The 12,623-nt window shown below is 61.2% G+C and carries 12 protein-coding genes; 4 read left to right on the forward strand and 8 right to left on the reverse strand.

What is annotated here, in order from left to right:
* Positions 1-54 precede the first annotated feature (54 nt).
* The 4 genes from KX729_RS03700 (at position 55) to KX729_RS03715 (ending at position 4,856) form a co-directional block, all read left to right on the forward strand.
* The gene (locus tag KX729_RS03700; protein WP_246617357.1) at positions 55-1,002 is read left to right on the forward strand and encodes a SurA N-terminal domain-containing protein; all 948 of its coding nucleotides are present in this window, start codon (positions 55-57) and stop codon (positions 1,000-1,002) included.
* Between the two features lie 19 nt (positions 1,003-1,021).
* On the forward strand, positions 1,022-2,047 hold the full coding sequence (gene pdxA / locus KX729_RS03705) for a 4-hydroxythreonine-4-phosphate dehydrogenase PdxA (protein WP_219741063.1): 1,026 nt from the start codon (positions 1,022-1,024) through the stop codon (positions 2,045-2,047).
* Positions 2,047-2,892 (forward strand): 16S rRNA (adenine(1518)-N(6)/adenine(1519)-N(6))-dimethyltransferase RsmA, encoded by an 846-nt coding sequence (gene rsmA / locus KX729_RS03710; RefSeq protein WP_219741064.1) that lies wholly within the window; start codon positions 2,047-2,049, stop codon positions 2,890-2,892. The genes pdxA and rsmA overlap by 1 nt, the downstream gene beginning before the upstream one ends.
* A gap of 209 nt (positions 2,893-3,101) precedes the next feature.
* A complete protein-coding gene (locus KX729_RS03715) occupies positions 3,102-4,856 on the forward strand; it encodes a peptidoglycan D,D-transpeptidase FtsI family protein (RefSeq protein ID WP_219741065.1) in 1,755 nt (584 codons plus the stop codon).
* A 4-nt stretch (positions 4,857-4,860) separates the two neighbouring features.
* On the opposite strand, the gene KX729_RS03720 is transcribed toward KX729_RS03715, so the two are convergent.
* The 8 genes from KX729_RS03720 to fabD all read right to left on the reverse strand — a co-directional run bounded on the left by KX729_RS03720 (position 4,861) and on the right by fabD (position 12,480).
* Positions 4,861-5,703: a DMT family transporter gene (locus KX729_RS03720; RefSeq protein WP_219741212.1), complete on the reverse strand. Its 843-nt coding sequence runs from the start codon at positions 5,701-5,703 to the stop codon at positions 4,861-4,863.
* Between the two features lie 201 nt (positions 5,704-5,904).
* The gene (gene gmk / locus KX729_RS03725; protein ID WP_219741066.1) at positions 5,905-6,582 is read right to left on the reverse strand and encodes a guanylate kinase; all 678 of its coding nucleotides are present in this window, start codon (positions 6,580-6,582) and stop codon (positions 5,905-5,907) included.
* A gap of 3 nt (positions 6,583-6,585) precedes the next feature.
* The gene (locus KX729_RS03730) at positions 6,586-7,473 is read right to left on the reverse strand and encodes a YicC/YloC family endoribonuclease (RefSeq protein ID WP_219741067.1); all 888 of its coding nucleotides are present in this window, start codon (positions 7,471-7,473) and stop codon (positions 6,586-6,588) included.
* 65 nt (positions 7,474-7,538) lie between these two features.
* Positions 7,539-8,735 carry an endolytic transglycosylase MltG gene (mltG, locus tag KX729_RS03735; protein WP_219741068.1) on the reverse strand — a complete coding sequence of 399 codons (1,197 nt, stop codon included), beginning with the start codon at positions 8,733-8,735 and terminating at the stop codon, positions 7,539-7,541.
* A gap of 146 nt (positions 8,736-8,881) precedes the next feature.
* Positions 8,882-10,144, reverse strand: coding sequence for a beta-ketoacyl-ACP synthase II (gene fabF / locus KX729_RS03740; protein WP_219741069.1), 1,263 nt, complete (start codon positions 10,142-10,144; stop codon positions 8,882-8,884).
* Positions 10,145-10,255: 111 nt separating this feature from the next.
* The gene (locus tag KX729_RS03745; RefSeq protein WP_003502080.1) at positions 10,256-10,492 is read right to left on the reverse strand and encodes an acyl carrier protein; all 237 of its coding nucleotides are present in this window, start codon (positions 10,490-10,492) and stop codon (positions 10,256-10,258) included.
* A gap of 276 nt (positions 10,493-10,768) precedes the next feature.
* Positions 10,769-11,506, reverse strand: a complete 738-nt coding sequence (fabG, locus tag KX729_RS03750; RefSeq protein ID WP_219741213.1) for a 3-oxoacyl-[acyl-carrier-protein] reductase — start codon at positions 11,504-11,506, stop codon at positions 10,769-10,771.
* A gap of 17 nt (positions 11,507-11,523) precedes the next feature.
* Positions 11,524-12,480 carry an ACP S-malonyltransferase gene (gene fabD / locus KX729_RS03755; RefSeq protein WP_219741070.1) on the reverse strand — a complete coding sequence of 319 codons (957 nt, stop codon included), beginning with the start codon at positions 12,478-12,480 and terminating at the stop codon, positions 11,524-11,526.
* Positions 12,481-12,623: the final 143 nt, after the last annotated feature.

The raw sequence follows: 12,623 nt of genomic DNA on the forward strand, positions 1-12,623 counted from the left end.
GCGAGGCCGGTCGGTGCAGATTGCCGGCTGGGGGCGGAAGAAGGAATTCGTATCATGTTCGCAATGACCGCAGCGCGTAAGCTGGTGCTGGCCGCGGCCGTTCTGGCTGCTTCTGTCGTCGTGCAGCCGGCTGTTCATGAAGCACAGGCCGCCAGCGAGATCGCCGCCGTCGTCAACCGGACGCCGATCACTACGGCAGACGTGGCACGCCGCGTGGCCTTCCTGCGCCTGCAGCGCCAGAAGGCCGATACGAAAACGGCGCGCCAGGTAATGATCGACGAAGTCCTCAAAAGGCAGGAAGTTGCCCGCATGAAAATGTCGGTCAGCACCGAGGACGTGGATAAGGCATTCGAACGCTTCGCTGCCGGCAATAAGCTGTCAACGGCACAGATGGGCCAAATTCTTGATCGCGCCGGTGTCGGCGTCGAGCATTTCAAGAACTATATCGCCGTGCAGATGAGCTGGCCGCGCCTCGTCAACGCCCGCTATAATGGCGGCGGCCGCGGCAAGATGTCGAACCAGGAACTCGTCACCCGCATGCTAGAAGCCAAGCAGAAGCCGGTGACGACTGAATACTTCCTTCAGCAGGTGATCTTCGTCGTTCCGCCTGCCAAGCGCAATGCGATCCTTGGCAAACGTCAGGCGGAGGCAAATGCCGCTCGCAGCAAATTCCCCGGTTGCGAACAGTCTAAACAGTTTGCCGCCGGTTATCTCGATGTATCCATCAAGGACCTGGGCCGCGTGCTGGCACCGGAAATGCCGGAAAACTGGAAGCCGCTGGTCGAAAAAGCCCCGGCAAACGGTACAACGACGACCCTGGTAACGGAGCGCGGCGTCGAGTTTCTGGCGATCTGCAATCAGAAGCAGGTTTCCGACGACTATGCCGCCGAAGTCGTTTTCCGCGCCGAAGATGCGAGCAAGACGAAAAAAGAGGGTGAAAACCCGAACGACAAGAAATATCTCGACGAGCTGCGCAGCAAGGCAGTCATCGAGAGCCGCTGATCCTATTTCCGGAGTATCCATGCCGCTTGATCGTTCGCTCGACCGCCCCTTGGCACTGACCCAGGGCGATCCTGCCGGCATAGGTCCGGATATTGCGCTTGCGGCCTGGCTTTCCCGGCAAAAGAACGAGTTACCTGCTTTCCTTTTTCTCGGCGACCCCGCCGTGCTCAAGGCAAGGGCTGAGCTGATCGGGCTCGACGTGCCCCTGCGTGAAGCGAATACCGATAACGCATTGTCGGTCTTCGAGAACGCGCTTCCCGTCCTGCCGATCCCGGCGGGCACGGAAGTCGCGGTCGGCGAGCCGCATGTGGCAACAGCGCGCGGCACGATCAGCGCAATCGAAACAGCCGTATCCTTGTGTTTCGCAGGCAAGGTAGCCGGCGTGGTGACCAATCCGATCGCCAAATCGATCCTTTATCAGGCGGGCTTCGGCTTTCCCGGCCACACGGAATTCCTTGCTGATCTGGCGGAAAAAGCGACGGGCAAAAAGGCTTTGCCGGTGATGATGCTTGCCGGACCGAAGCTGCGCGCCATTCCGGTGACGATCCATATCCCTATCAAGGACGTGCCCGCCGCGCTGACGACGGACCTGATCGCCGAGACCTGCCGTATCACCCATCACGACCTGAAGACCCGGTTCGGCATCGCGCAGCCGCGGCTGGCAGTCGCCGGCCTCAATCCACATGCGGGCGAAGACGGCGCGATCGGCAAGGAAGACCAGGATATTATCCACCCGGCGATCTTCAAGCTGCGCGCCGAGGGCATCCATGTCTTCGGGCCGCTGCCGGCCGATACGATGTTCCATGAGGAGGCGCGCGCCCGTTACGATGTGGCGATCTGCATGTATCATGACCAGGCGCTTATCCCCGCCAAGGCGCTCGGCTTCGATACGTCCGTCAACGTGACGCTCGGCCTCCCCTTCATCCGCACCTCGCCAGACCATGGCACCGCGTTCGGCATTGCCGGCCAAGGCATTGCCCGCGAGACGAGCCTTGTGGAAGCGATCAAGCTTGCCGGTGAGCTTGCGTCGAAGGCAGCCGCCTGATGGCAACCCTCGACGGCCTTCCGCCGCTGCGCGACGTCATCCAGCGCCATGGGCTCGACGCCAAAAAGGCGCTCGGCCAGAACTTTCTGCTGGACCTCAACCTCACCCAGAAGATTGCCCGCAGCGCGGGCTCGCTGGAAGGTGTGACGGTGTTCGAGGTCGGTCCGGGTCCCGGCGGCCTGACGCGCGCCATCCTTTCGCTCGGCGCGAAGAAGGTGATCGCCGTCGAGCGCGACAGCCGCTGCCTACCGGCGCTTGCCGAAATCGGCGAATACTATCCAGGCCGGCTGGAGGTAATCGAGGGCGATGCGCTGAAGACCGATTTCGTGGCGCTTACGGCGGAGAAGGCTGATGGCGGTCCGGTGAAAATCATCGCCAATCTGCCCTACAATGTCGGCACCCAGCTGCTGATCAACTGGCTGCTGCCCGCGGACGGTAAATGGCCGCCCTTCTGGGAAAGCCTGACGCTGATGTTCCAGAAGGAAGTCGGCCTTCGCATCGTTGCGGATCAGGACGATGATCATTACGGCCGCCTGGGCGTATTGGCCGGCTGGTGCACGGACGCCCATATGGTGTTTGACGTACCGCCGCAAGCCTTCACGCCGCCGCCGAAGGTGACGTCCACCGTCGTGCACCTGATGCCGCGCACCAATCCCCTGCCCTGCGAAGTCTCCAAGCTTGAGCGCATCACTCACGCCGCCTTCGGACAGCGCCGCAAGATGCTGCGCCAAAGCCTGAAACCGGTCGGCGGCGAAGCGCTGTTGAACAAGGCCGGCATCGATCCGCAACGGCGCGCCGAGACGCTCTCCGTCGAAGAGTTTGTGACGCTGGCGAATTGCCTCTAAACAGGCAATCCAGCGGAAGACGTTCAGACGTTAATCGCGGGCTCACCAATCCGTACAAGTTTAATTGTATATTAATGCAATTTTAAAGACTTGGCGTCGCCGACCGATTCTCCTGTTGGCTTTCATCCCCTCCGAATGCAACTTCCCGCCCGACGGGCCAATGCGGCGCGCGGCTCGCCTTCTGCTGGCATTTTTCGGATTGGATCGAGATGATCTCGTTTGTCTTCCGGCTGAAGAGCCGTACGCATTTCATCATCAAGAGCCCCGTCTCGACGAAAAATGCCAGTTTTGTCGGTGCGGCATTTCGGAGAAACCAGACGCGGCAACGGCTCGGCATCCTGATCGTCGCATTTTCCTGCGCCTTTCTGATTATCGGCGGGCGCCTGGCTCAATATGGCATTGCCGAACCCGAAAGCGTCGGCGCGATCGGCAGCGGTACGGCGGTGGCGTCGCGGCCGGATATCGTCGATCGCAACGGAGCACTGCTTGCGACCGATATCGACATGATTTCCCTTTACGCGGACCCACGCCGGATCGTCGATGCGGACGAAGTGGTGGAACGGCTCGCCTCCGTCATCCCCTATCTCGATTGGAGCGAGACCCACAAGCGGCTGCGGTCGAAGACGGCATTCCAATGGCTGAAGCGACAACTCACGCCGCGGCAACAGGCTGAAATCCTGGCGCTCGGCATTCCCGGTATCGGCTTCAGGCCGGAGAAGCGAAGATTCTATCCAGGAGGCGTCACTGCCTCGCATATCGTCGGTCATGTGAATGTCGATAACCAAGGCCTTGCGGGCATGGAACGATATCTGGACCAGCAAGGCCTTGCCGACCTGCGACTGGCCGGCATGACCAGCGACGCGCCGCTGGAGCCGGTCAAGCTTTCCATCGATCTTCGTGTCCAGAACATCGTTCGTGAGGTCGTCGCAAATGCGATGCTGAACTACGAGGCCGAAGCAGCCGGCGCCGTCATTCTCGATATCGAGACCGGCGAAGTTCTGGCGATGGCCTCGGTGCCGGACTACGACCCTAACGAGCCATCCCGCATGTTGCCGGACGGCAGCGTCGACAAGGAATACGAAAAGGGCTGGTTCAACCGGATGAGCAATGCGACGTTCGAGATGGGCTCGACCTTCAAGAGCTTCACGCTGGCGATGGGGCTCGACGAAGGCAAGATCACGCTGAATTCCACCGTCGATGCCACGCGCCCGATCCAGATGGGCGGTTTCACCATCAAGGACTTTTTCGGAAAGCACCGGGTGCTGACGATCCCGGAGGTCTTTCAATATTCCTCGAATATCGGCACCGCCGCAGTGGCGGATAAAGTCGGTATCGAGGGCCATCAGCAGTTCCTGACCAAGCTCGGGCTTCTTTCGAAGATGGAAACCGAGATGCCGGGCGTCGCGACGCCGACCCAGCCGAAAGTGTGGAAGAAGATCAATTCCGTTACCATCTCCTTCGGCCACGGCGTGGCGACGACGCCGTTACAGACGGCGGTCGCCGCGGCAGCGCTGATCAATGGCGGAAGCCTCGTGCAGCCCACCTTTCTGCCGCGATCCCGAGAGCAGGCACGGATCGTCTCCCAGACGGTGGTCAAGGACAGGACGAGCGCCGATATGCGCTACCTCTTCACCTGGAACGGCCTGAAGGGTTCCGGGCGTGGTGCACAGGTGGAAGGTTTCAATGTCGGCGGCAAGACCGGTACGGCCGACAAGGTGATCAACGGCCGTTATGCCAAGACGATCAATTTCAACGCCTTCGTTGCGGCGTTTCCCATGGACCGACCGCAATATATCGTTCTGTCGATCGTCGATGCGCCGAAGACCGGCGTACATGGCGGCCGAACCGCCGCCTCCACCGCCGCACCGATGATCAAGGACATTATCGGACGCGCAGCACCCCTGCTCGGTGTAAAACCTCGCTTCGGCCCTGCGGAGACGCCGCACATGCTGGTGAACTACTGACGCCTCAGGTCGGCGTCTGCTGGATGCGATTGGCGTTCGGCCGGCGCAGGTTGAAAAGGTTGCCGGCAAGGATGAGGCCAGCACCGATCGCGGTGAAGCTGTCGATCGCCTCAGCATAGAGCAGATAGCCGAGCAGCGCGGAAAGCGGCACGCGCAGATAATCCATCGGCATGATCGTCGATGCCTCGCCATAGGTCAGCGCCTTGGCCATGCAGTAATGCGCGAACGTGCCGGTGAAAGCGATGACGAATATCCACGGCCAGATTTCGGCGGAAGGCCAGACCCAGACCCGTATCGCAGGAATGAGCCCGATGATCGACTGGATGATCAGCATCCAGAAAATGATCTTGGTGGCGCTGTCGGAACGGGTCAGAACCTTCGTTGTGATGAAGGAAATCGCGAAGACGAAGGCGGCGCCGAGCACAATCAGGTGGCCGGGGTTGAGGTGCGCGGTGCCCGGCCGCACGACAAAGGCGACGCCGACCAGGCCGAAAGAGATTGCCACGCCCTTGCGCCACGTCAGCCGCTCGCCGAGGAACATCGCCGCCATGATCGCTGCCCAGATCGGCGCCGTGAACTCGATAGCGATGACCTGCGCCAGCGGAATGATCGTCAGGCCCATCAGCCAGGCGAACTGCCCCACATAGTGGGCGACGTTGCGGCCGATATGAACCTTCATGAGGTCGGTGCGCATCGCCTTGAAACCGCCTTCGCGATAGACGAGCGGCAGAAGCATGAAGAAGGCGATGACGGAGCGCATCTCCATCACCTGGAAGACATCGACCTCGCGGGTGATTGCCCGGCCGGAAACGGCCATGAGCAGCAGCAACGCGATGGCCGTCATCATCCATCCGGCCGCTTTCAAGGTTGACGGACTTTTTTCCACGAATGTCTTCCCTTCATACTCATGTCGGGGCAACAGACGCGTCCGGCATGCGACTCATGCAGCGCAAAAAGTATGCAGCTTTAGAGGATGACAGGGCTATAGGACGGAGCGACGCTTCGATCCAGTGCAATATGCTGATAGGAACTATCAGCGTCGCAAAGCTTAGAGTTTCGGCTCTTCGGTCAGCAGGCCGCTGATGAAATCGAACAGGCCATGGCGGCGGTCGCGGCGGACGCGCTCTGCATTGACGATGCAGTTGACGTTGCGGAATGCCTCGTCGAGATCGTCGTTGACGATGACGTAGTCATAGGCACGCCAATGCTCGATCTCGGAGCGGGAGTTGATCAGGCGGGTGCGGATCACCTCTTCGGAATCTTCGGCACGGCGGTGCAGGCGCGACTGAAGCTCGGTCATGGTCGGCGGCAGGACGAAGATCGAGACGACATCCGCCGCCATTTTTTCCTGCAGCTGGCGAGCGCCCTGCCAATCGATGTCGAACAGCATGTCGCGGCCCTGCGCCATCGCCTCTTCCACCGGCTCGCGCGGCGTGCCGTAGAAATTGCCGTGGACTTCGGCCCATTCCAGAAGCGCATCGGAATCGCGCAGACGTTCGAACTCGCGCACCGAGATGAAATGGTAATGCTTGCCGGCAATCTCGCTCGGGCGGCGCTGGCGCGTCGTGACGCTGACGGAAATGCCGAGCGTCGCATCGGTATCCAGGAGATTGCGGGCAATCGTCGATTTGCCGGCACCCGATGGCGACGAAAGAACGAGCATCAGCCCCCGGCGCGCGATCGTCGTGGACATTTTCGACGGCGAGGACGAAGGGGCGGCGCTCATGTTCTACTCCAGATTCTGGACCTGTTCGCGGAACTGGTCGATCACGACTTTCAGTTCGATACCGGCAGCGGTTACCGCAGCCGCGTTGGATTTGGAACAGATGGTATTCGATTCCCGGTTAAATTCCTGTGCAAGGAAATCGAGACGACGTCCGACCGGCCCGCCTTTTGCGATCAAATCGCCGGCGGCGACCACATGCGCCTTCAGCCGGTCGATCTCTTCGCGAAGATCCGCCTTGGTGGCGAGCAGTGCGGCTTCCGCATGCAGTCGGTCGCGGTCGAGCGACGAGGCTTCCTGAAGCAGAGACGCGAGCTGGATGGAAAGACGGCGGGCGATCTCTTCCGGAGAACGCGACGGATCGTTTTCGACGATTGCGGTGAGTTCGCCGATCTTCGCAATATGTCCCTGCAGCACGGCGCCGAGTGCTGCGCCCTCACCTTCACGCATGCCCTGGAGATTGCCGAGCGCTTCTTCGAGACAGCGCATGATGCCGATGTCGCGGTCGGCGATTGCCTCCTCACCCTCTTCCGGTTCGCGGATATCGACGAGGCCGCGAATGCCCATCAACGTGTCGAGCCTCAGCGGTGACGGATCGACGAGTTCACCGAGTTCGGAGCGAAGCGCGAGGATGGCGGCGAGCGCGTCACGATTGAGCACCGCTTCCACCTTGGTTTCGGCGATGGTGAGGTTCAGCGAGGCCTGCAGATTACCGCGCGAAAACTTTTCCGAGATTACCTTGCGGACATCCTGCTCCATGCGCTCGAGCCCCGGCGGCAGGCGCAGGCGCACATCCAGTCCCTTGCCGTTTACCGAGCGTAGTTCCCAAGCAAAACGATTGCGTCCGCTCGTTCCTTCGCTGCGGGCAAACCCGGTCATGGACTGCAAGGTCATAGGCATCTCCAGTATTGCGATATGCGAAACGGGCCTGAAAAGGCCCGCTCGAAAGACTTGATTGATCAGTTGCCCCTGGGCGGCTTCTCAGCCTCATCGCCATCCGGCTGGCCATCGACCACTTCGGGATTGGCGGCGCGCTCGGTTTCGATCCGACGCCAACGACGGACATTGGCGTTATGTTCCTCGAGCGTTGCCGCAAATACGTGACCGCCGGTGCCGTCCGCCACGAAATAGAGGTCCTTGGTGCGCCACGGATTGGCGACCGCTTCAAGTGCGGCGCGGCCCGGATTGGCGATCGGCGTCGGCGGCAGGCCCTTGATCTGGTAGGTATTATACGGCGTCTGCTTGCCGAGGTCGGACTTGTAGATCGGCCGGTCGGAAGGTTTGCCCTCGCCGCCGAAAATGCCGTAGACGATGGTCGGGTCGGATTGCAGGCGCATGCCGCGCTGCAGGCGGTTGATGAAAACGGAAGCGACATGCGCCCGCTCGTCTTCCTTGCCGGTTTCCTTCTCCACGATCGAGGCCAGCGTGACGAACTCTTCCTTCGTCTTGATCGGCAGGTCAGGATCGCGCTTTTCCCAGATCTGGTCGATCATACGTTGCTGGGCGACGCGCATCTGCTGGATGATATCGGTGCGCTTGCTGCCGCGCGAGAACTTGTAGGTGTCCGGACGCAGGCTGCCTTCCGGCGGCAGTTCGTTCGGCACATCGCCTTCCAGCACCGTATCTTCGGAGAGGCGCAGCATCATCTGCTTGACCGTCAGGCCTTCCGGCAGCACGACGGAATAGAGGATAGACTTGCCGGATTCCAGCACTTCCATGATGTCCTTCATGGAGGCCTTCGCCTTGATCTCGTATTCGCCGGCCTTCAGCGTGCGCTTGTCGCCATGCAGGTAACCGAGCGTGCCGTACTGGAAGACGCGGGCATTGCTGATAACGCCGTTGCGCTCCAGGCTCTGGGCAATTTCCTGCACGCCCATGCCCTGCCGCACCATGAAATGCGTGTTGGCTTCCAGCGGACCGGGCTCCTGGAAGGACGAGACGACGTAATAGAAGGCGGCGATGGCGACGATGCACAGCGCCACGATCATCGTCATCACGAAATTCAGAAAAATGATGACCTGGCTGCGCGCCTTCTTGGAGCGGCGCGGCGGCTCCGGCAACCGTTCGGGCTTTAAGGCCTCGTTCGGCGATTTCGGAATGATCGGGCCGCGGCCGTTACCGGCGGGCAGGCCATTCGCCTGGTTCGTATCGCTCAACCGCGCCCCCTGAAGACTCGACTAAATTCACAACTCATGAACCGCTGTTTGGCCAAGCAATGCGGCAAAAACAGGTTCCCGAAGATGCCATGGGCCGGAACATGAATTCCAGCCCATCATTTCCGGCCATTACAGCCCATGACGGGTTACGCGTCGTAACGGCGCAGCACGAGGGAGGCGTTCGTGCCACCAAAACCGAACGAGTTGGATAGCGCCACGTTGATATCGCGCTTGCGCGCGGTATGCGGCACCAGATCGATCGCCGTCTCGACGTCGGGATTGTCGAGATTGAGCGTCGGCGGTGCGATATTGTCGCGAATGGCGAGCGCCGAGAAGATCGCCTCGACCGCACCGGCGGCACCCAGCAGATGGCCGATCGCCGACTTGGTGGACGACATCGAAATCTTCGAGGCAGCATTGCCGACCAGACGCTCGACGGCGCCGAGCTCGATCGTATCCGCCATGGTCGAAGTGCCATGCGCGTTGATGTAATCGAGATCGGATGCGCCGAGGCCGGCGCGCTTCAGCGCCGAGGTCATGCAGCGGAACGCACCGTCGCCGTCTTCCGACGGGGCGGTGATATGGAAAGCGTCGCCGGACAGGCCGTAACCGACCACTTCCGCGTAAATCTTGGCGCCGCGCGCCTTGGCATGTTCCAGCTCTTCCAGAACCACGATGCCGGCGCCCTCGCCCATGACGAAACCGTCGCGGTCGCGATCATAGGGACGCGAGGCCTTCTGCGGATCGTCGTTGCGCTGCGTGGACAGTGCCTTGCAGGCGGCAAAGCCCGCAAGCGAGATGCGGCAGATCGGCGATTCCGCGCCACCGGCGACCATCACATCGGCATCGCCGAGCATGATCAGGCGGGCCGCGTCACCGATCGCATGCGCGCCGGTGGAACAAGCCGTGACCACCGAATGGTTCGGGCCGCGCAGCTTGTGGCGGATCGAGACCTGGCCGGATACGAGGTTGATCAGGCGGCCGGGAATGAAGAAGGGCGAAATGCGGCGCGGACCTTTGTCGCGCAACGTGTAGCCCGCCTCGACGATGCCTTCGAGGCCGCCGATGCCGGAGCCGATCAAGACGCCTGTGGCGATCTGATCCTCGTCCGTCTGCGGATGCCAGCCGGCATCGGTCAGTGCCATTTCGGCGGCGGCAACACCGTAGATGATGAAGGGATCGACCTTGCGCTGCTCTTTCGGTTCCATCCACTGGTCGACGTTGAACGTACCATCGGAACCGTCGCCGACCGGAATACGGCAAGCGATCTTGGCTGGGAGGTCTTCGACCTCGAATTCAGTGACGACGCGGGCTGCGTTCTGGCCGGCGAGCAGGCGCTGCCAGCTCACTTCCGTTCCACATCCCAAAGGAGATACCATGCCGGTACCGGTGATAACGACCCGTCTCATCGCCAGCGCCCCACCCTATATTTTCTCATGTTCTAATTGCTGAAACGGCCCGAACAAGCGGGCCGTCGTCGGGACCTCGCCTTGCGGCTTATCCCAGCTCTTGTCGATCGATCAGGCCTGGGCCTTCTCGATGAACTTGACGGCATCGCCGACGGTCAGAATGGAATCGGCAGCATCGTCCGGGATTTCAACGCCGAATTCTTCTTCGAAAGCCATGACCAGTTCGACAGTGTCGAGAGAGTCAGCGCCCAGATCGTCGATGAAGCTTGCGCCTTCGACAACCTTGTCGGCATCGACGCCGAGATGGTCAATAACAATTTTCTTCACGCGTTCTGCGATATCGCTCATGTCGGTTTCCTCGACCTTTGTCTTTTCGAATGCCCGATTGGCATTCGCACCCTGTTAAAACCAGCAGACGCCGCTTTTTCAAGCGCCGATGCCGGCAAACCCGTTCTACCCGGCTGAGGTTCCAGTCATATCGCGCTCACGCAATGTGACGGCCTGCATTTCCGGGTGACCATTCATAGTCATGGCCCGATTAACACGGTTTCCGTGCTACGCAAAGCCAGAATTTGTTCCATTGCACCGCCGCCAACAAGGGATTTTACGGCGCAGCGGAACGTTTTAAATCATCGCCATGCCGCCGTTGACATGGATCGTCTGGCCGGTGACGTAACCTGCCTCGTTGGAGGCGAGATAAAGCACTGCAGCGGCGATATCGGCACCGGCGCCCATACGCTTCATCGGGATCGCCCCGAGGATCGCTTCCTTCTGCTTGTCGTTCAGCTTGCCGGTCATGGCGCTGTCGATAAAGCCCGGCGCGACGCAGTTGACCGTCACGTTGCGGGTGGCGATTTCCTGGGCAAGCGACTTGGAGAAGCCGATCATGCCGGCCTTGGACGCACAGTAGTTCGCCTGGCCCGGATTGCCGGTGACGCCGACGACAGAGGTGATGTTGATGATGCGGCCATGGCGGCGACGCATCATCGGATGGGTCAGTTCGCGCGTCAGGCGGAAGACGGCCGTCAGGTTGACTTCGAGAACCGCATCCCAGTCGGCATCGCTCATGCGGACGAAAAGACCATCCTTGGTGATGCCGGCATTGTTGACGAGGATATCGACGCCGCCAAGCTCGGCTTCCGCCTTCTCGCCGAGCGCCTTGACTTCGTCGCGGTCGGAAAGATTGGCCGGGAAGATATGCACCCGCTCGCCGAGTTCGGCGGCCAGCGCTTCGAGCTTCTCGACGCGGGTGCCATGCAGGCCGACAATCGCGCCCTGGGCATGCAGCATGCGAGCGATCTCTTCGCCCAGCCCGCCGGTTGCGCCCGTCACCAATGCCTTGCGGCCGGTCAAATCAAACATCGTCATGTTCCTCTTCTTCAGCCGAGAATGGCGGCGAGCGCCGCGTCGATATCGGCGGGCGTGTTGACGGCGACACCGGAAATATTCTTGTCGATGCGGCGGGCAAGGCCCGTCAGCACTTTTCCGGAGCCGATCTCATAAAGCGTGGTGATGCCGTTGGCGCCGAACCACTCGACCGTTTCGCGCCAGCGCACCTGGCCGGTGACCTGGGTGACGAGCAGCTTGGCGATCTCGTCGGCATCGAAAACGGGAGCGGCTCGCACATTGGCGACGACCGGCACGACCGGGTTGTTCTTCTCGACCTTGTCCAGCGCGTGGCGCATGGCATCGGCCGCCGGTGCCATCAGGTCCGAATGGAAGGGTGCGGAGACCGGCAGCATGATGGCGCGCTTGGCTCCCTTTTCCGTGGCGAGCGCCGCAGCCTTCTCGACGGCCGCCTTGGAGCCGGAGATGACGAGCTGGCCGCCGCCATTGTCGTTGGCGATCTGGCAAACACCTTCGGCACGGGCCTCGGTGCAGACCGCATCGACGTCAGCATGTTCGAGCCCGATGATCGCCGCCATGGCGCCCTGCCCGACCGGAACGGCCGACTGCATGGCATCACCGCGGATGCGCAGCAGGCGCGCGGTATCGGCAAGCGAGAACGTGCCGGCAGCGCAGAGGGCGGAATATTCGCCGAGCGAATGGCCGGCGACGTAGGCGACATGATCGGCAAGCTTCAGGCCGCGGGCTTCGAAAACCCGGATCGCCGCCATCGAAACGGCCATCAGCGCCGGCTGCGCATTGGCGGTCAGCGTCAGCGTCTCTTCCGGGCCATTCCACATGATGTCGGAAAGCTTCTGGTCAAGTGCCTCGTCGACCTCTTCGAAGACCGCGCGGGCTTCCGGAAAAGCCTCCGCCAGATCCTTGCCCATGCCGACGGCCTGACTGCCCTGGCCGGGAAACGTGAATGCGATGCTCGCTGCGATAGCCATCACGATGGTTCCTTCCCTTCGTTTTGCTCTCCAATTCACACTTGAGCTTGCCGAGTCAAGGAATCACATCCGCAAAACCGTTGAAAAGCCCGGTTTTTTGCTCTTGCACTGCGATAAAACCCGCTTAAAGTCCCGCCGACTTT

This window comes from Neorhizobium populisoli, from assembly GCF_019430945.1.
Taxonomy (GTDB): Bacteria; Pseudomonadota; Alphaproteobacteria; order Rhizobiales; family Rhizobiaceae; genus Neorhizobium; species Neorhizobium populisoli.